This is a genomic window from Vibrio crassostreae 9ZC13, assembly GCF_000272045.2.
Classification (GTDB): Bacteria; Pseudomonadota; Gammaproteobacteria; order Enterobacterales; family Vibrionaceae; genus Vibrio; species Vibrio crassostreae_C.
Map to the genome: position 1 here is coordinate 601,112 of NZ_AJYZ02000042.1, position 19,783 is coordinate 620,894.

Genomic DNA, 19,783 nt, shown 5'->3' on the forward strand with positions numbered 1-19,783 from the left:
AAAATAATCGGAACAACTAGCCAGCTTAGAAGAACGATAAACCTGATGTTCTATCGCTATTAACTATTAGAAGATCTATCGATCATTATCAGCATCGAACAATATCGTATAAGTAGAGTGACTGATCGCCCCCCTTCCCCTGAATGTTAAACGATGCAATAGAGTTGCTATATTTGATGGATCAAGGCCTTCAAACTAGAGTTTAGGCTGACCAAAAGATCAGGCAATATCCTCGTATTCGATCCCTCTGCCGCTAAACCCCACTATGCTACTCATTATAAAGTCACTGAGCACTCCAGCCAAGAATGCCATAAAGGTTGCCCTAGCATTTTGTTTAGCTATCTACCTTGCGTTGTATTTTAACCTTGAGAAGCCTTACTGGGCGGCTATCGTGGTCAATATATTGGCCATCACTGATACTATTACTGCTGGCAAGAAAAAAGGCATTCTCAGATTGTTGGGGACGCTTTGTGGCGCGTTTGTCGGGCTTTGGTTAATCGCTGTTTTTGGGCAAGATCGATATTATTTTTTAGCAAACATCGCACTGTTACTCGCAATTTGTATATACATGGGTTCCGATCCGGTCATCGGCTATGCTTACATTACGGCATTTATTGTCTGCATCCTGCTGGCGATATCTGGCAGCTTTGATGGTGTAGCTACATTTAATATTGCGGTACTAAGGCTGCAAGAAACCCTGCTTGGCTTCGTGGTCTATACGACCATCTATAGCGTGGTTTGGCCTGAGGATGATGACACACGCTTTAACAACGAAGTCAGTGTTGTTTTAGAGGCGATGTCTCCCCTCATTCATTCACTCGCTTGCAATGACTCAGCGCAGCGTTTCCAGTTACACACGAGCTGCGAGTTAAATATTGAAAGCCCGACCTTCAAAGCGCTGAACGATCTGATGCGACTGCCCGATTTGCATGGCCGTATGCCTGCCAGAAAGCAGTGGAAGCATCAACAGCAAACTCAAGCAATCTGGGTTGCCAAACAGTTACTGCAAAACGCCCATGATCAAGGGGTTGATCACAATGATTTTTCGATACTTAACCAGGCTATGGCTTTTATTGAAGCATCATCGGTTAATGTCGATTACAAGCCCCCTTTTCCAGAGACAGTCAAACAATTCTACCAGGGTAACTTTAAGAAAAAGCGCTTATTTGCCCGATTACTTGACAACAGCCAGCAACGATTAAGCAATACGTTAGTCGGCACAATGAGCTTCATCTCAGCAATTCTAGTCTGGATATATCTACCAATATCATCGGGAAGTCTGTTCATCATTAACAGTGCCATTTGCGCCTTGATATTAAGCAACATGCCTAGGCAAATGATAAAGCACTGGACCATTGGCTACTTAGCCTTTGGGTCACTGTTCCTCATTCAGTATGTTCTGCTGTTACCTTCGATGACCGAAGTATGGCAATTAATGGCATTTTACTTTGTTAATGTCTTTACGGTGTATCGCCTGTTCGCTGGTAATCAGTGGATGGTCTATCGAGTTCTCGGGGGCAACCTATTAGTAATGATTACCATGAGCGCAACGCAACTTGTGCCTGTTTATGACGTCACTACCCCTTTGAACCTACTCATTTATATGATGGTTGCACTGGCTTTCATCCGCTTTTACACCCGCTTAATACACCGTAAAAGTTAACCACTATAACCTCACACAAAGACCACTAAGGCATAAAGTAATGAAAATGAGTAAATGCTCTGCGCTTGTCGTTATCGACCTGCAACAAGGTATCGTTGATCAATTACCGGAAACCGTGTCCCGACCGATCATAGAGAATAGCCTTGCTCTCTGCGATGCATTTGATGATGCTGATTTACCCGTAATTATTGTTAATGTAGCCGGTCGTCCACAAGGCCGAACGGAACTGCAAAATAAAGCGGCTCAGCCTGACGCATCAAAGATCGTATGGGGAGAGGTCATCGAAAGCCTGCGCCTAAACCCTAATTATCGCTATCTAACCAAATATTCCTGGGGTGCATTTACCAACACAGATTTGCAGAAGCAGCTTTGTGAGCAAGGTATTACGGATATTTATCTGACCGGGGTAGCAACAAGTATTGGGGTCGAATCAACGGCTAGACAAGCATTTGAACTGGGTTATAACGTGGTGATTGTCGAAGATGCGATTGCAGATATGAACCCGATGAACCACCAGCACAGCTGCCAAAATATATTCCCAAAACTCAGTGTTTTAGCAAAAGCTCAAGACTTGCTATAACTGTCTCGTCCTAAAATACGTTGACCGTATTTTCATTAAACAATAAAAAGCCGACAGCGAATTAAGCTGTCGGCTGATGATCGTTCTATCTCAAGTACATTCTATCTCAAACAAGAGAAATAGGATTAAGCGTTAGCTTCACGCTCAGCGATGAACTCAAGAGCCATCTTGATACGAGCGATTACGCGCTCTTTACCAACAAGCTCCATCACAGCATCAACAGAAGGAGACTGACCACCGCCTGTTACTGCTACACGAAGTGGCATACCGATTTTACCCATGCCGATCTCTAGCTCTTCACATACAGCTGCAATTACACCATCTTTGATGTTTGCAGTAGTGAAATCTTCAAGTGCTTCAACCTTAGCAAGAGCAAGCTCTAGTGGGCCTTTAGCAACACCACGTAGGTGCTTCTTCGCTGCACCAGCTTCAAACTCAGAGAAATCTTCGTAGAAGTAACGAGATTGCTCAGCAAGTTCGATAAGCGTGTTACAACGCTCGCCAACTAGCTTGATCACTTCAGTGATAGCTGGGCCATTTGTTGTATCGATCTTCTGTGCGTCTAGGTGCCATTGCAGGTATTTAGCAACGTACTCAGGCTCAGAAGTCTTGATGTAGTGGTTGTTCAACCAAAGTAGCTTATCAGTGTTGAATGCAGAAGCAGACTTGCTGATAGCCTTCAGGCTGAAGAATTCAATCATCTCTTCTTGAGAGAAGATCTCTTGGTCACCGTGAGACCAGCCTAAACGAACTAGGTAGTTGTTTAGTGCATTTGGTAGGTAACCTTCGTCGCGGTATTGCATTACAGAAACAGCACCGTGACGCTTAGAAAGTTTCGCACCGTCATCACCAAGAATCATTGCACAGTGAGCGAAAGTTGGAACTGGCGCGCCTAGTGCTTCATAGATGTTGATTTGACGAGGTGTGTTGTTGATGTGGTCTTCACCACGAACAACGTGTGTAATACCCATATCCCAGTCATCCACTACAACTACGAAGTTGTATGTTGGTGCACCGTCTGTACGACGAATGATTAGGTCATCAAGTTGGCTGTTCGCGATTTCAATGCGACCACGGATTTGGTCATCAAATACTACGCTGCCTTCTTTAGGGTTACGGAAACGGATAACGCATGCATCACCTTCTTTTGCTGCTTCGTTTGCTGCAACAATTTTAGGGTGGTTAGCATCGTAACGAGCCATCTCTTTGTTTTCTTCTTGCTCTGCACGAATTTCATCAAGCAGTTCTTTAGACGCGTAGCATTTGAATGCTTTGTCTTCAGCAAGTAGCTTATCAACCATTTCGTTGTAACGGTCAAAACGCTTAGATTGGTAGTAAGGACCTTCATCCCATTCCATACCCATCCATTGCATGCCTTCTAGAATTGCATCAACCGCTTCTTGAGAGTTACGCTCAAGGTCCGTGTCTTCGATACGTAGAACGAATTCACCACCTTGGTTCTTAGCGAATAGCCAAGAGTAAAGTGCAGTACGTGCACCACCAACGTGAAGATAGCCAGTTGGGCTAGGAGCAAAACGAGTTTTAACCGTCATTTAAATACCTTGATTATGTAGGTGATTCTTTTAGTGCTCGCCATTACAAGGCCTGCAATAGTCAAACATCACTAAATTTTGGGCGCTATTTTATCACCACCGCTTAAATCTACAATCAGTAGTGAATGATTAATGCGCTGTTGTTGTACGAAAGCCGTTATTGAAAGGCCAATTACGCCCTTAAAGTCGTAAATAGATAGTCTTAGCAAGTAGATTATAGCCGCACATTCTTAATTTCCCTCTTCCATTCCAAACTGAAACCACCAGCTAGCACTCCACCAAGATCAAATTCTTGAATTTATGTTTGACCTTACCCTTACGGGAAGGTTTATGTTAGGCGTAGATGAGAATTGGAGTATCGATATGAACTACTACACAACGGCGCTCAACGGCCTAAATTGCATGGGTTGCGCGAAGAAAGTTCGCACACTGTTTAGCGATCTCGACAGCACGATGATTAATGACATATCGCCGACCTACATCGATATTTCGACTCCATTTAGTTACATTCAGCTCAACGAACAGTTAGCAACGCTTGGCTATTCTATGGGTAATCAGCTGCACCTTTCGCTATCCGGTCTGAGTTGCGGCAAGTGTGTGAGCAAACTGACTAAAGCGCTTGAACAAACTGAGCAAGCCTTAAACCTAGAAGTCAGCAAACAGGAATTATCACTGGTTACTCTGCTTTCTGAGTCTGAGGTGATTAAGCTGGTCGAAAGCCTGGGTTACCACGCAGCTCCCTACTCAGAAACGAATGACCTTTCATCGAGTTCAGATTTAGAAGACGAACAAGCAGATAAAAAGAGTGAAGATAAAACCGCAGCTAGCCAATATACCTATCACCTTGTTCTTGAGGGGATGACTTGTGCGAGTTGTGTCTCTTCGGTAGAGAAAGCACTGAAAAAGAATGAGTTTGTCGACCAAGCTCAGATCAACCTTGCCGAACAAACTGCCTTGGTTTTCACCTCCAAAACACGTGATCTCATTGAAAACAAGCTCATCGAATCAGTCAAAGCTGCGGGGTATGGCGCCGAGTTTGTTGATGATGCGGCAACACAACAACAAAAACAGCAAGAGCAACAACTTCGCACTCAACAGGCCTTCCTAAAAAATTCAGTGGGTGCGCTACTGCTTGGGGCACCGCTAATGGCATGGGGCGTGTTCGGCGGCAGCATGACCATTGCCACATTTAACGATCAACTGGCTTGGGGCTTGGTTGGTGTCGTTTGTTTGATACTGCTTGCTACCTCAGGTCGTAGCTTCTTCACGAATGCTTGGCAGTCTCTCATGTATAAGCGCGCGACCATGGATACCTTAGTCGCTCTAGGTACAGGCGCAGCATGGTTCTATTCAATGTTGGTTGTGCTGATTCCATCATGGTTTCCAGAACCATCTCGCCATGTCTACTTTGAAGCAAGCGCAATGATCGTTGGCTTAATTTCTTTGGGTCATTACATCGAAGCCAAAGCCAAAGCGCGTACCACAAAATCTTTACAGGCATTGATTAACTTACAGCCTCAAAAAGCGGTGGTTATTGTCGATGGCAAAGAACAAACCATCGCAGTAGAAGCGATTCAGGTAGGCATGCAGGTACGAGTAAAACCCGGAGAAAAAGTACCGGTTGATGGTGTCGTAGTCTCAGGTGAATCTTATATCGATGAGTCGATGCTGACCGGTGAACCACTGCCCAACGTCAAAACAATAAATGATGGCGTTTCTGCGGGCACTATTAATGGGGATGGTAGTTTAATTATTGAAGCGACTGGGATTGGATCAAGCACCATGCTGGCTCGGATCATTCAAATGGTTCGCCAAGCGCAAAGCAGTAAACCAGCAATCGCCAAGCTTGCCGATTCTATCTCAGCCGTTTTTGTTCCGGTTGTGGTCGCAATCGCAGTTGCTGCCGCCTTAGTTTGGTTTTTTGTTGGCCCACAACCAAGCGCCAGTTACATGTTAGTGGTATCAACCACAGTGCTGATCATCGCTTGTCCATGTGCCTTAGGCCTTGCGACACCACTTTCAATTACTGTCGGCGTTGGCAAAGCCGCTGAGTTTGGCGTTCTGATCAAAGATGCCGATGTGTTGCAATCTGCAAGCAAAATTGATGCTGTCGTGTTTGATAAAACAGGCACATTAACCCAAGGTAAGCCAACCGTTCAGCAAGCCTTTTATGGCGATTTATCAGAACAAGAATTACTGGCTTGTGCTTATTCAGTAGAAGTAGGATCTGAGCACCCACTTGCCAAAGCCGTTTGCCAATATGCAGAGAGCTTGGAAGTTTCAGTACTCCGACACAGCGAATTTGAAAACCAACGAGGGCTTGGGGTTCAAGTAACAATTAACGGCAAGAAAGTGCAAGTTGGCTCGCTTAAGTACCTCACCCAATTAGGTATCAATACAGAGGTTGGCGCGGATTTCATCGAGCTTTGCCGCTCGCAAGCGTGGACGCCTATTTTCATTGCGATTGACCAAAAACTGGAAGGCATATTGGGCATTTCAGACGCGTTAAAAATAGATAGCAAACAGGCGATAGCTCAACTAAAATCCGCCGGAATTCACACTGTGCTATTAACGGGCGACAACGACTCTGTAGCTCAAGCGATAGGTAAAAACGTCGGTATCGACGAAGTGATTTCAGAAGTGCTTCCAGAGCAGAAAGCTCAACACATTGTTCAGCTGCAACAGCAATATAAGAGTGTTGCCATGGTCGGAGACGGTATTAACGACGCGCCTGCACTTGCTCAAGCAGATATAGGCATAGCAATGGGTAGCGGCAGCGATGTGGCGATTGAAAGTGCGCAAATGACACTACTCAACTCGTCGCCATTATCTGTCAGTAACGCGATTGAGCTTTCCCAAGCGACCGTGAGAAACATGAAGCAAAACCTGTTTGGTGCCTTTATCTATAATTCACTTGGTATTCCAATTGCGGCTGGTGTGCTCTACCCATTCTTTGGATTTTTACTTAGCCCTGTCGTTGCAGGCGCTGCGATGGCGATGTCATCAATCACCGTAGTCAGCAATGCCAACAGATTAAGACTGTTCAAACCCACTCATTCTAATATCAACAAAAACCATATTCATGAGGTTAACCATGATTCGTAAAATTATGACTCTTACTGCACTCGCTGCAATCTCAGGACAAGCTTTAGCTACTGATGTTCTAAACCACAAATCTCCATACTGCGGCTGCTGCACAGAATGGACAGAACATATGCGAGATGCTGGGTTCGATGTTACTGAGAAGCTCCACGATGATATGAACCCAATCAAGCAGAAACTAGGGATAACACAAGAGCTAGCCTCTTGCCACACTGCAGAGATCGACGGATACGTATTTGAAGGACACATTCCAGCAGATGACATTAAAGCCTTTCTAGAAAACCCACCACGTAATGCGATTGGTTTAGCGGTTCCGGGTATGCCAATGGGTTCGCCAGGCATGGAATATGGCGATAAGAAAGACGAGTATTCTGTGTATGCGTTTAATGAAAAAGGTCAGGTGTTTGAATACCGTCACTACAACGGGAAATAGAACCTAAACAGACCAACACACAGCAATAAAAAGAAGTCATAAAAATAGAGCCTAGCATTCAGTAAACCCAAGACTGTGGTTTACTTGCTAGGCTCTTTGCTTTTGGACAGTAAAGCAAATCTTGTCGCGGCACCAACCGGGCTGTTAGTACCGCTATGTTCCCCTCGCTAATTAGCTAGCAAGCTATTTAGCAAAAAGATATTTAGCGAAGAAGCTCACTCGGCTAATAATCTAATAGACTAAGCAACCAAGCGAATCAGCTTAGAAGCCGTAAGAAGCACCGAATACGAATGCGTTGTTCTGCTTAGAATCGCCGTTTGCGAAATCTACACCGTTAGCTTGGCTACGGAATTCAAAGTAAGGTTGAACACCTTGACGAGTCCATGTTGCACGTAACTCGTGGTCCATCGCTTCAGCATCAATCATGTATACGTTGTTGTAGCTAAGCGCTAGGTCAGCATTCACTGTGTAAGCAATGCGGTTATCCATGCGGTAGTCTGTGTCAGCATTAGCTGAAGTATCATCGATGTGTGCACGAGTACGGTTACTAATAGAGATGCCGTTGTCGAAGTTGTAACCGATCTTAACTAGTGGACGGAACTGAATGCTTTCGCCTGCAGAGAATAGGTGTTGGTAACCCGCAGCAACCCATAGGTTGTCAGTGATGTTGAAAGATTGCTCACCACCTACAGTGATGCCTGGAGTAGTATTACCTGCACCGCCATTTTCAGATTCAAGTTTGCCCAGTTGGATACCATCAAACTCAGAATAAACCGTGAAGCCGCCTAGAGAGTTGTCAAACGTGTGACCAGCTTCTAGCGTAGAAGTCATGTCAGAACCGTGGATACGGCCATCGTCATGAATTTGGATGTTACCCGTTACGTAAGAAGAACCAGCAAAAGCACTAGAAGCGAAAGCAAGAGAAAGAGCACTTAGAGCGATAATTTTTTTCATAGTAAACTGCCTTAGTTTAATTTTTTCAGCGGCACATCTTCGGTACATCATTCACCTTCACCGCTTGAGTAGTTGGTAGCCTCCCTGGCATGAAATCTATGTTGCTCGAATTAATTCGCGTTTAAAAATAAAAGGGACAGCAGAGTGATCCCTCTCACTATCAAAAAAAGACAAGTTATTTAAAACTTTAAAATCAACAACTTAAAAACATAAAAATTGATAAAAAACTTAAGATGGAAAAATATACAGATCGGGATCACGTTATTTCACGAAGAAAAATTAGATCTAGATAGTTGAATCACATCTGATTTAGAGTTTTTTACAGGGGGCTTATTTTTTGAAGAGAATAATGAGAAGCGCGTCACTTTTGGGATTAAAGTCACCTTATGTGCATTGTTGATGATATGACCAAAGGCGATTTCTATATGTTTCAGTTTTGGATATGCACCTAATTCGCAGTAAACAAAAAGAGCTCCCGTTTTATCTTGAATAAGATAAAGGTCAGGAGCTCTTCTACTAATAGTGCTTATCGATTATTTAACTGAGGTCACTCGACTTACTTTCTCACCACTTTCTGAAATAGAGCGGATGTAAGTCTCACCAGAAACTGATGGACGTTGTTGCTCATCGTATGTTAGCCAGTTTTCGCCATCAGCAGAGTATTGCAGCTCTACACCTGGGAATTGAACGTTCATCGCTAGCTTACCGTCAACAACCTTCGCACCTGGAACTGGTAGTCGGTAATCAATACCCGCTTTTTCTAGCTTAGCTAGCTCACGTTGACCAAGAATATTCGCGAAGCGATTAAAGTCGCTGTTCAACGCTTGCTTATTCACTAAGTTAGTTTCTTGAGAGTATTCAACACCAACCTTGTAGTCGTTTTCCCAATCTGCTCGGTGCCATGCGCGCTCTGCTGCTGCCAATACGCGAGGGAACACCATGTATTCATATTGCTCGTCAGTACGTACTGTTTCTGACCAAAGTTGAGCTGACAGACCGTAGAAAGGTTTCGCTTCAACCTCACCTTTACCAGTAAAACCATTGCCATCACGGTCTAATGATGTTTCTGCGTTTTGTGGCATGTTTTCTGGTGCGAAGCCAAACATCTTACGAGTATCGGTTGCACGTGTTGCCCAGTAGTAACCACGCTCAGCTGCATCAACTTCGTATGGCATATCCATGTATACGTAGTCTGGGTTAGAGACAATCACGTCATACCCTTTTGCTGACCAATCGTATACTGATGAAGTTCCGCCCCAGTAAAGAACGTCCCAGAAGTTCACGCGTGTACTTTCGGTCGCAAATGCTTCCTCGCCTTCGCTGTATTTCAGACCATCTTGCCATGCTTGGAAGTGGGGAATACCCTTCTCAGCAACAATCTTAGAAACCTGTTCTGCGAAGTGGCTTGGTAGATGACCGAAATCGCTTACAGTACCATCAGCGATCAATGACTGACATTGTGGTGATTGTTGGAACGGCTTATCTTGCTTAGACAAATCGATGTTGCCTTTCCAAGCCACTTTATCTTCTGCATTAATATCTTGTAAGCCTGCGCCTAACTTGATGTTTTTCGCTTCATCGCCGCCGAAGTGCCAAGTCGTTAGCGGTACGCCCGCTTCTTGGTGCATTGCCGCCACTTCAGAGATTACTTTATCGACGAAGTGAGTTGATGACTCCATACATGGGTTAATGAAGCTTTGCTTATCGTAGAACTGAACCGTGGTTACATTCGATGTATCTTGCGGATCCATCAAGCGGTATTCGTTCGCTTCTGCTTCTTTGCCTTCCGCCATGAGACGAGTGTAACGCGCTTCCATTGATACCACAGCTGAACGAGCGTGTGCTGGCATATCAATTTCAGGGATAACTTCGATGCTGCGCGCTTTAGCGTAGCTTAGGATCTCGACGTAATCCGCTTTACTAAAGAAACCAGAGCCAAAGTTGTCTGTTGTTGGACCAGAACCTAGCTGAGGCAGTAAGCAGCTTTGTTCATCCAAATCAAAACAACGATTAGACCCTACATCCGTTAGCTCTGGTAAACCTGGAATTTCTAAACGCCAACCTTCATCATCCGTTAGGTGAAGGTGCAGTTTATTCATCTTGTATGCCGCCATTTGATCTAGCGTTGCTAGGATGGCATCTTTTGAGTGGAAGTTTCGAGCAACGTCCACCATCACACCACGATAATCAAAGCGCGGCGCATCTTTAATTGACAGTTGTGGTAATGATTCAGCGTTCTGACTATCTATTAGGCCAAAAATAGACTGAACTGCGTAGAAAGCACCCGTTTTATCAAACGCTTTAATTGCAATCCCCTCTTCCGAGATGCTTAGTTCATAAGCGCCAGATTTCGCTAAATCACCCGTAAACTGAGTAGGAACAACAGCGACACTCACAGGTAGGTCGCCACTCACATCTACGTTTACCACATCTGCACGTTCTTCAATTGCTGCGAATTGCTCAGCGTCGAATGCGTCTTTAGGTAGGGCAATACCACCAGCAATGCTAACTGAACCTTCACCGGCTTCTACCGACATTGGCGTTGGCAATAGCGTTGTTGATACATCTTGAGTTGCTAGATCAGCATTCTTTTCAAAACGCGTCACCGCTGTCGCCATTACGTTATTATCATCAGGCGTACGCTTAAGGTTATTACCCTCTAGACCAGTTACGAACGATGCAACATCTTCTGTATTCAATGATGCAATCATCTTAGGTTCTGCGTTTGCCGCCGTCACGAATGCACCTGGCATAAAGTCAGTTTCAAACAGTTGCCAGTATTCACTCGTTAACGGAAGAACCACTTCTTCACCAGCCGCAAAGCCGTCAAATTTTTCAGTAGGTTCTAGCTTGTGAAGGTCACCAGTAACGCGAGTGATCTTAAATTGCTCATTATCAACATCTAAAATAAGACGAATACTGTGGAAGTAGATGCTCCAATCTTTAGAGTCAATCGCTTCACCGTCATTGGTTAGCGTCATGTTCACTTTATTACATGACGCCCATTCAGCACCTAGGTCCTGACAAGCCAAGCCTTCATTCGCACCATGATTAGTTAGAATTTCGTACTGAACATCAAGATTATCAGCCAGTGCATTCACTACTTTTTGTTCTGGTGCTTGCGTTACTGCACAACCTGTTAGGCCAGCCAATACCGCTACAGATAGTAAGTTTCTCTTCAACATCGTATTCACCCATAAATTAAAAATTGAGTAAGAAGCAAAATGGAGCGCTTCGAAAGTTAGATAAACTATATGGGCTTATTTTTTACCGTGAATTAAATCGAGCTAATAAAGTGACCGGCTTCAAATCTCAAAAATATTGATGAATTTAATTTAAATAAAATCATCAAGTTACAAGCAACGGCACTTCCGTCATTTTAATTTTGACGTAAAATTTGAGAAATGAATCACAATCTTTTTTACCGATTTCATAAAATCGTGTCATTGGTAGTCAGAAAGGATTTAGAGTTTCAGCGTATTGTTATACTTTTCGTACAAACAACGTGACATTGTTCTCAAAAAAAACCGTTAAAAAACATCGTCAAAATCGATTTTAACGAGTTTAATACTTCCTTAAGGAGCTCCCTTTGCGTCCACTCTGGTACATGGTTTTATTCGTTCTCGCTTTTTCAGCTAGGCAAGCGGTCGCCGAGCCCCTTTATTGGCAAGCACAAAAGGATGATCTGACACTCACTATCTTAGGTTCAGTGCACGTTGGAGACGAGAGTATGTACCCCCTTCCTTCGGCGATCACCGACGCGCTAAAAAACAGTGATGGCTTAATTATCGAAACGGATATCAGAAAGTCTGATGGCGTTGTATATCCCCGCAACAAACTCACGACTGCCGATGTACTCAATACAGAACAGCTGCAATTATTAACCGACATATCAAAATCATTGGGCATGCCGACGCAACAACTGCTTCGCTCACCGCCTTGGGCAACTTCTCTCTCCATACAAATGCAGCAGTTAAAAAACCTTGGTTATGGCTCCGCCAGCGGCGTTGATGCGACGCTAGCGAACAAAGCGACTACCCAAGATGTTCCGGTTATCAGTTTGGAGCCTCTGCAATTCCAAATAGACCTGATGACAAAACAAAAGGACGACGGTAAAGAGTGGTTAGTCAGTAGCCTTGAAGAATTTGACCAAACTGATCGCGTGGTTCATTGCCTGATTGAAAGCTGGAAAGCGGGTGATTTAGCGAAGCTGGAAGCCTTCTCAGAACTGTCAGAGATGTCGCCTGAACTTGAGAAAGCATTCTTAACCGATCGCAACATAGACTGGGCAAACAAACTATCCTCCAATGATTGGAAGCTTAAGACTAAAGGGAACTACATGATAGTAGTTGGTACCTTGCACCTAATTGGAGAAGGTAACCTTATACAGTTATTAGAAAAGAAAGGCTTCAGTGTCATTCAGCAATCACAAAGCCAATCAGCCCAATGTCAATTTGAGACTAGCTAAAAAAGCTAACGATGCTCAACCTCATTTTGTTTTCGTTATAAAAGCATTTCCTTAATAACAGAATCTTTACATTTAATAGCACCATTGCAGTGCTATTATCTTTCGCTCTTTTTACCTATGGCGTTGTTCTAATGAAACCAGTACTTTTTGCTTTCCCTTTAGCCCTCACGATGCTGATGCCCACGGCAGCGTCTGCCAAAGAAACTTGTACGGTAGAACAATTTCAAGCTATCGACATTCAGCCAGATACAAAGGGGGGCGTGATAGATAAAGAAAGTGGGCAATTTCTCATTACAGAGAAACCACCGATGCGCTGCGCCAATATTACGTTCACAACATCTACAACACGAAACCGTATCGCAAGCCAAATGAATGGTAATTTTGAAGCAAACTTTTACGACAACCAAACGGGAAGTTCTCACTCGGTGACGTTTGATGAAGATGAAATAAAGGCAGGTTACATTCGAATAGGCCCGAATAAGCCAGCGGAAGCGTATGTTTGTTTTGTTACCTCGGAAACACCGATAAAAGATATTACGTGCGATGTGAATTGATCATTGAGTTGCTTGAAGAAAAAAACAGGGCTAAGGGAAAGGTCCGTTTTCCGCATAGCCCTATTTTGCTGCTTACTCGGTAGCTTAAAGTATGTCTGTACTCGCTTCGGAATAACGTGCGATAATCGGATTTTCTAATGCATTCGGATCGCTCGGCGACCACATTCCACGCTTCATTCCTTTCACAATCAAATGAATCACCGCGGCATCAATAGCAGACATCACAGCAATATTGACCGGTTCATTTTGGCTATAGCCCATCTCTACTTCCAACAGTTCTTTGTAATCAACAAATCGAAATGCGCCGAACCCAATCTCGTGTGAAGAGATAGTTTTAGTGGTGGTGACACTCAATAGAACTTGCCCGGTTCTAACGTCAACCGCTCTTAAATTCACAGTGACTTGATCCGTTCTATATTGTCCAGAACCACCGATCCCAAGATACTTAGCACCCGCACCGCCTGTCACGATATTCGAGTCATAAGCCACAATCCCGCCTTCGATGACGATGTTAGCGGAACTCAAAGACGACAAGTCTGCCCCATGATTATTTACGACCTTATCTTTTTTCTGAGCCGCTCGAATGATCTTACGTTCAGTCAATAAGTTTTGGAGCCCTTCACGCTCCAGAGGTACAAACCACTGAGAGTCGATAAGTGCTGTCGTCAATAAAGACGTCCCACCCTGTGGCACTGCTGTGGAAAAGTTACTGTTTGGCTGAGGCTTGTATTGGCCTGTTTGATCTCTAAAGTCATACACTGAGACCAATATTTTGCCGCGAGGCTGAGGTAATGAGATGAGATCGGTATAAGTCGATCCTCTCGGCATCAGTTTTGGCGTTTCAGAAGTCTCTGGAATTTGCATAGAGTAAGTGCACCCTCCCAACACAAAGGTCAAGAAGACGATAATGATCGATTTCATAACACAATCCTTGTGATTAGAGGTCTGGGTTTAGTCCCGAAACACTGATTTCTGTTGATTCCCCTGTCGCTTTATCGACGATTTGAACGAGTAAGGTCCCGGAGTCGTCAACAATATTGAGGAAAAAGTCATCTGTTTCTAACTGCCCTGTATTTCCGTTACCCACGTCAGCAAGCAACTGGCTTATCAAACGAGACTCTAAACTAGACGCTAAACGATCTAAGGCTGATTCTTGCTCATCAAAGATATCCCTTGCACTTGGGTCTTCATAATCATTGATAGCATTAGCGTGATTAAAAAGGTGAGAACTGTTTAAAGCGTTTCCGCCAAAACTTGGATTTACGGGCGTATAAACTAATTCGCTTGAGTAAACCGAAGGCGAAACTATCAGCGCAATGAGCGCGGCCTTTCTGAAAAATATCGACATCCTTGGCTCCTTAAAATTCATCATGGTCTAGATCGTAAGTGTCCTGAAAGATCCGTTCCGCTTGCCATCGGATGATGTAATTCCCAACCACTCGTGTTGCATCGGCAGCGCGTTCTTTCGCTTGTCTACGACCAGGGGACAACGCCGTACGGAAGATCGGTTTTCTAGAGTGTTGAACCTCTATGATGCTTCCTGATAACGCCGTTGGCCTTTCTTTTACCGTCAAATTTTCCTTAAGGTCGGGATAACTATCATTGAGCGATTGCGAGAAGAAAAAATAGAAATCCTCTCCCAACCGCGTAATGGTTCTGTCCACAATAATTCCATCGACTTCACTGAAGTCATTGAATTTTTCCTTAAGATTATTTGTCGAGTCCTCAAGTTTTTGTCCATTTTCTAAAGGAGCAGCATTTTCAAGACCATGACTCTTTTCTTCTGCATGAAGAGCAAAGGAAAGCAGAGTTATTGTAAGCAGCTTGATTTTCATATGTGCTCCCATTCAAAGTCTATTTACAAAATGAGAATGTGATTCGTTGAAACTGAATAAAGCGTAATTCATGCTTACAGTGGCATATATAAACTTTCGAATTAATTACTGAAGGGAATTGATTAACTAAGGTTGGTAGGATTCGGTCAAATACTAATTAAATTTCATATGAACAACTAAATATTTTCAACTTTAAGTTTATAGCTGTTCGTAAATTCAAGGCCTAGGATTTCGATAACACAAAGGTTCACTCATTCCCTACGCAGTTTATTTTCGTAGGGATCATAATCACGAACACTTTAAGGTAAAGATGATGGTAATTGGGAAAGCATCACTTATCAGCTTAACTTGTTTATATTTTTTATCAGGAGGTTTTAATAATGCTATCGCGTCAGATATAGAAGGGGATTTTTTACATAATGTTAATCAAGATATAGTCAATGATTATAATTATTTAGAAAGCTTCTCTTCTGGAGATTTAGATAATTATTCAGAATTAAATATATCTAATGCTACTGATTCAATAGCAATAATAAAGCAACGCAGTCCTGGTATTACCGCGAACAACAGAGCGAAGATAACGCAAAGCGGAAGTTCTAACTCCGCATACATTGGTCAAACAGGGCGCAATAATACCGCCTTAATAGACCAGAATGGTTCAAATAACGATGCCGCAATTGGGCAACTCGGAGTAAATTCTGAAGCGCTTATTTCCCAAGACGGGAATAACAATTTAGCAGTTATCGGACAAGCTAACTTCTCAAGACAGAGTAGTCAGCTGAGCATTGACCAAAAAGGCAATGGCAATACTGCTTATTTGGTTGGTTCTGGAAGAAGTAATTTAGGAATTTCTCAAGACGGCAACGACTTTGCTTTAGTGAAAGCGTCTAGCTCAATGAGAATTCACATCAATCAAGCCAATTAGCGCGCAGTATGGAAGCTTGATTCAAGTTGCTTCTCTGTGAAGCAACAACAACGTCGACATGGAAATGTATAAGGATACAACTTATGAAACTTACACAAATTGGAATGTTAGTCGGTGCCATCATTAGTTTGAATGTAGCTCACGCAGATCCGCTACCCGCTCCCTATCCAGCTTCAGCTCCTGGAACTGGAGTGATTGAAGGCACAACCGATCTTGGTATTGACGCAGCCCTTACCGCTGCAGCTGGCGGAGTAACGATCCCCTCAGCTAGTGACAACACAGCGCTTTGGCAAATGGGTAATGGTGACATGGCTAATGTAACTATTAATCAAAACACGTCAGGCACAACAGATGGTCACACAGCATTGGTCGATACGCACGCGAGTTACAAATCTGATGTAGTCGTTGAACAAAGCGGTAACCTAAATGGAGCACATGTTCAACTTAGAGGTTCGTATAACAATGCTCTAATTGACCAAAACGGACAATCTAACCAAGCACGCGTTCAAGTTGAGCAATACGGTAACTTTAACGATCTTCGTGTAACACAAATGGGTGATGACAACATTTCCGTTACCGTAGCTCTTGGAGGAGCAGACAGCAACAGAGCCGAAACGACTATATATGGCGATTCAAACCAAACATATACAGAATTCAGTAACGGTGACGTTGACTACAATAACGCTGCAATTGATATCAGCGGTGATGACAACTACGTACAGACTATTGTTAATAATAGCGTAGGTGGTGGTGATTGGAACGATGTCGACATTGATCTAATGAACAGTGACGATAATAGAGTATTCGTTCTACAAACAGGTTCTCATTCTGATGCGGTCGTTCAATTACAAAACAGTAATATGAACCAATTTACGGTTGAACAAACATCACATGATAGTGCTGTCGTATTAGGTAATGGTGCTTACGGTAATGTCGGTATTATTTACCAAAATTAATATGAGTGTCAGTGCATACATTAAAACGGCGCTAGTCGCCGTTTTATTTATTTCTTTCCATTTTAATGGATTTTCTTCTGATTTAAATTCAGTACAGTGCCTGATAAAAAATAAAAGTCTTATTCTGACCATAAATAACAGTGTGGCATCTTCATTAACGTTGAGTACGAACACCAACTCTAATTTCAACCAGAATACGAATAGTGGTATTACAACGTTGATTATTAATATAAATCAGTTTCCTGCCACTATAAAACTTCACCCAAACAAGGGGATCTGGAAAATTCATAAAGACTGTACAATCAATAAAATAAAACCATAAATCTCGGTAATTCCCTCTTTCTACTTAAGTATTATTTTACCTTCGACAATACTATTAAATTAATTTCATAAATTTGATGAATGATTAGCTTTAAAAATTAGCAAAATAACAATACGTGCTTTAAACTAAAACACCTAAAGTTCAAGTAATGAGTTAAGAAAAGGAGTTCCACATGGCTAAACTGGAGGCTCATAACGCCATTTTACTTGCGGAGAACAATTTACAATCGATACTACTAAAAGAGTCTATAGAACAGAAAGTTAACCTGAACATAAAACTCATATCACCGGAAAGGCTCAGTGCTAAATCCCTAAAAAACGATGACTTAGTTCTGATTATTATTGATTTCCCGACAATGAGTAAGCAATACATTGAGAAATACCAGGAGCTCAGAGATGACGTAGCAAGTGATGTCCATGAAGTGCTACTCAATACACCAGGCGATTTCCCGCACTCTGAAATGCTTAAATGGCAGTATCTTGTCGGCATTTTTTATACGTCGGACACGCTTGAAAAGCTCGTGGCCGGCTTTAACTGCATTTTGCAAGGCGAGATGTGGATGAGTAGAAAGCTCATTTACCAGTACATTAGCTTCTACAGAGAGAGGCAGTGCGCGAAAACCAGTCCTTATTACCTCAAGCTGACCAAACGCGAGCAGCAGATCATTAAGTTACTCGGTGATGGCGCATCTAACACTCAGATAGCAGATACCCTCTATGTCAGTGAGAATACGGTCAAAGCACACCTTCACAACACGTTTAAAAAAATCAAGGTGAAGAATCGCTTACAAGCTTTGATCTGGGTTAAGAACAACGTTGCGACAAATGAGTTCGTCCAGTAGCCAAGATTTGGTGCTATCACGATAAGAAAACGATAACATTTCGAATATGGAAAGACATGCTAAAGCGGTATTCGATGAAACTAGCATTTCAGCCTTGCTCCCTTGTAAAAACTACAAATACGAAAAAGGCTTCTCATTGCTGAGAAGCCTTTTTCTTATGTAATCGGCCAATAGCTTATTTTGAACATCAGGCGAACCCTACCTAGGTTCTAATCTCATTTCTCATGTCCTGAAACGACGAAAGCCTGCTTAAGGAGCAGGCTTTCTAAATGTGGTCGGTGAGAGGGATTCGATTGGACTGGCATTCCAGCCCCATTCTCATGTTCTAAACCAGATTAAAATGCAAAAAAGCCGTAGTATTTCTGCTACGGCTTTTTCTAATGTGGTCGGTGAAGAGGGATTCGAACCCCCGACCCTCTGGTCCCAAACCAGATGCGCTACCAAGCTGCGCTATTCACCGAGATATCTAACTGGCTGATTGCCTGTCGATGGAGCGTATAATACGGGTTCTGAATTTATCCGCAAGGGCTTTTTCTCATATTTATTGCGATTTTGAATCGTTCGAACAAAAGACATACAACAACGAGCATGATGTGACGAAAAACACACAGTTACCAACAAGTATTTAACTTATGAAACAGGATTGATCCAGATCAGTGAATTGATAATGCTTGTTAATACACTAAGCCATGTCATATAACTTTGAGGTATACACATGGACTTTTGGCTAGATCTCCTATTTGGTAATGCGGTGGGACTATCTTCAATGATAGTAATCTTCGGGGCTCTGGGTCTCATGATGTTTTATGGAGGCTTCTTCATATACAAAGTTATGACTGAAAAATCTCCTCACTAGAATCGCTCTGCCTAAATCATTTACTTTTAAGTATATAAGTAAATGTCAAAACGCTTTGCACCGGAGCAGACTTATTGTCTTCTCCGGTTTTTTCATTTTTAAACCTAACCTCAACTTAGGTATACTTACCCTATCCTTCTCCAACTTGAGATACACACTATGTCTCATGATGATGACTTAGATCTATTCCAAGAAATGATGGGCGATGTTAAACGTATCGACCATGACACCGCTGAACACCAGAAAGTACACCGAGTCACCGAATCTCACCTTGCTAAGCGTGAAGCCGCTATGTGGCTGTCTGACGACGAGAAAGACTACTTATCATTAGACTATTCGCCAATGATCAAGCCAGACGATGTTGTTGCTTATAAAAAAGACGGTGTACAAGAAGGCGTATACAAAAAGCTGCGCCTAGGAAAATACCCTATTCAAGCCAAGCTCGACCTTCATAGGAAAACACTGAAAGACGCACGTAACGAAGTGCTTTCATTTTTGCGTCAGTGTTTAAGAATGGATGTTCGTACCGTCATCATTGTTCATGGTAAGGGTGAGCGTTCGAATCCACCTGCAATGATGAAAAGCTACGTGGCAAATTGGCTAACACAAATCAACGACGTTCAATGTGTTCATTCTGCTCAGCAATTTCATGGTGGTACGGGCGCAGTCTACGTAATGCTCAGAAAGAGTAATGAGAAAAAGCTAGAGAACAGAGAGCGCCATCAAAAACACACCAGTTAA

Annotated in this window: 17 protein-coding genes and 1 tRNA gene; 11 read left to right on the plus strand and 7 right to left on the minus strand. The window is 43.0% G+C overall.

All coding sequences use genetic code 11. The features are described 5' to 3' along the window. Positions 1-265 precede the first annotated feature (265 nt). Positions 266-1,663, plus strand: a complete 1,398-nt coding sequence (locus tag A136_RS21425; RefSeq protein WP_017064146.1) for an FUSC family protein — start codon at positions 266-268, stop codon at positions 1,661-1,663. A gap of 40 nt (positions 1,664-1,703) precedes the next feature. Continuing rightward, positions 1,704-2,243 carry an isochorismatase family cysteine hydrolase gene (locus A136_RS21430; protein WP_017060533.1) on the plus strand — a complete coding sequence of 180 codons (540 nt, stop codon included), beginning with the start codon at positions 1,704-1,706 and terminating at the stop codon, positions 2,241-2,243. A 125-nt stretch (positions 2,244-2,368) separates the two neighbouring features. On the opposite strand, the gene gltX is transcribed toward A136_RS21430, so the two are convergent. Further along, positions 2,369-3,796, minus strand: coding sequence for a glutamate--tRNA ligase (gltX, locus tag A136_RS21435; RefSeq protein WP_017064147.1), 1,428 nt, complete (start codon positions 3,794-3,796; stop codon positions 2,369-2,371). A gap of 300 nt (positions 3,797-4,096) precedes the next feature. Between gltX and A136_RS21440 the strand changes: the two genes are divergently transcribed. Continuing rightward, entirely contained in the window at positions 4,097-6,901 is a 2,805-nt protein-coding gene (locus A136_RS21440) for a heavy metal translocating P-type ATPase (RefSeq protein WP_032546827.1), read from the plus strand. Further along, entirely contained in the window at positions 6,891-7,331 is a 441-nt protein-coding gene (locus tag A136_RS21445; protein ID WP_017064149.1) for a DUF411 domain-containing protein, read from the plus strand. The genes A136_RS21440 and A136_RS21445 overlap by 11 nt, the downstream gene beginning before the upstream one ends. A 261-nt stretch (positions 7,332-7,592) precedes the next feature. Here the strand turns inward: A136_RS21445 and A136_RS21450 are convergent, their stop codons facing one another. Together A136_RS21450 and A136_RS21455 are read right to left on the minus strand one after the other, a co-directional pair. Beyond that, positions 7,593-8,285 carry an oligogalacturonate-specific porin KdgM family protein gene (locus tag A136_RS21450; RefSeq protein ID WP_017064150.1) on the minus strand — a complete coding sequence of 231 codons (693 nt, stop codon included), beginning with the start codon at positions 8,283-8,285 and terminating at the stop codon, positions 7,593-7,595. 533 nt (positions 8,286-8,818) lie between these two features. Then, positions 8,819-11,470 (minus strand): beta-N-acetylhexosaminidase, encoded by a 2,652-nt coding sequence (locus A136_RS21455; protein ID WP_017064151.1) that lies wholly within the window; start codon positions 11,468-11,470, stop codon positions 8,819-8,821. A 404-nt stretch (positions 11,471-11,874) separates the two neighbouring features. Between A136_RS21455 and A136_RS21460 the strand changes: the two genes are divergently transcribed. Continuing rightward, positions 11,875-12,753 (plus strand): TraB/GumN family protein, encoded by an 879-nt coding sequence (locus A136_RS21460; RefSeq protein WP_029235194.1) that lies wholly within the window; start codon positions 11,875-11,877, stop codon positions 12,751-12,753. Between the two features lie 131 nt (positions 12,754-12,884). Next, complete coding sequence (locus A136_RS21465) at positions 12,885-13,307, plus strand: hypothetical protein (protein ID WP_017064152.1); 423 nt, start codon at positions 12,885-12,887, stop codon at positions 13,305-13,307. Between the two features lie 84 nt (positions 13,308-13,391). Here the strand turns inward: A136_RS21465 and A136_RS21470 are convergent, their stop codons facing one another. The 3 genes from A136_RS21470 to A136_RS21480 are packed head-to-tail and all read right to left on the minus strand — an operon-like array spanning position 13,392 to position 15,142. Next, positions 13,392-14,228, minus strand: a complete 837-nt coding sequence (locus A136_RS21470; protein WP_017064153.1) for a CsgG/HfaB family protein — start codon at positions 14,226-14,228, stop codon at positions 13,392-13,394. 16 nt (positions 14,229-14,244) lie between these two features. Continuing rightward, a complete protein-coding gene (locus A136_RS21475) occupies positions 14,245-14,655 on the minus strand; it encodes a curli assembly protein CsgF (protein ID WP_017064154.1) in 411 nt (136 codons plus the stop codon). Between the two features lie 10 nt (positions 14,656-14,665). Continuing rightward, positions 14,666-15,142, minus strand: a complete 477-nt coding sequence (locus tag A136_RS21480; RefSeq protein WP_017064155.1) for a curli production assembly/transport protein CsgE — start codon at positions 15,140-15,142, stop codon at positions 14,666-14,668. A gap of 313 nt (positions 15,143-15,455) precedes the next feature. On the opposite strand from A136_RS21480, the gene A136_RS21485 reads away from it, so the two are divergent. The 3 genes from A136_RS21485 (at position 15,456) to A136_RS21500 (ending at position 18,186) form a co-directional block, all read left to right on the plus strand. After that, positions 15,456-16,067, plus strand: a complete 612-nt coding sequence (locus tag A136_RS21485; RefSeq protein ID WP_017064156.1) for a hypothetical protein — start codon at positions 15,456-15,458, stop codon at positions 16,065-16,067. Positions 16,068-16,150: 83 nt separating this feature from the next. Further along, the gene (locus A136_RS21490) at positions 16,151-17,023 is read left to right on the plus strand and encodes a hypothetical protein (RefSeq protein ID WP_017064157.1); all 873 of its coding nucleotides are present in this window, start codon (positions 16,151-16,153) and stop codon (positions 17,021-17,023) included. A gap of 494 nt (positions 17,024-17,517) precedes the next feature. After that, positions 17,518-18,186 carry a LuxR C-terminal-related transcriptional regulator gene (locus A136_RS21500; protein WP_017064159.1) on the plus strand — a complete coding sequence of 223 codons (669 nt, stop codon included), beginning with the start codon at positions 17,518-17,520 and terminating at the stop codon, positions 18,184-18,186. A 383-nt stretch (positions 18,187-18,569) separates the two neighbouring features. Here A136_RS21500 and A136_RS21505 read toward each other — a convergent pair. Continuing rightward, a tRNA-Pro gene (locus tag A136_RS21505) sits at positions 18,570-18,646 on the minus strand. Positions 18,647-18,901: 255 nt separating this feature from the next. On the opposite strand from A136_RS21505, the gene A136_RS21510 reads away from it, so the two are divergent. Together A136_RS21510 and smrA are read left to right on the plus strand one after the other, a co-directional pair. Further along, positions 18,902-19,042: a DUF3149 domain-containing protein gene (locus tag A136_RS21510; RefSeq protein ID WP_017062321.1), complete on the plus strand. Its 141-nt coding sequence runs from the start codon at positions 18,902-18,904 to the stop codon at positions 19,040-19,042. Positions 19,043-19,201: 159 nt separating this feature from the next. Next, the gene (gene smrA / locus A136_RS21515; protein ID WP_017064160.1) at positions 19,202-19,783 is read left to right on the plus strand and encodes a DNA endonuclease SmrA; all 582 of its coding nucleotides are present in this window, start codon (positions 19,202-19,204) and stop codon (positions 19,781-19,783) included.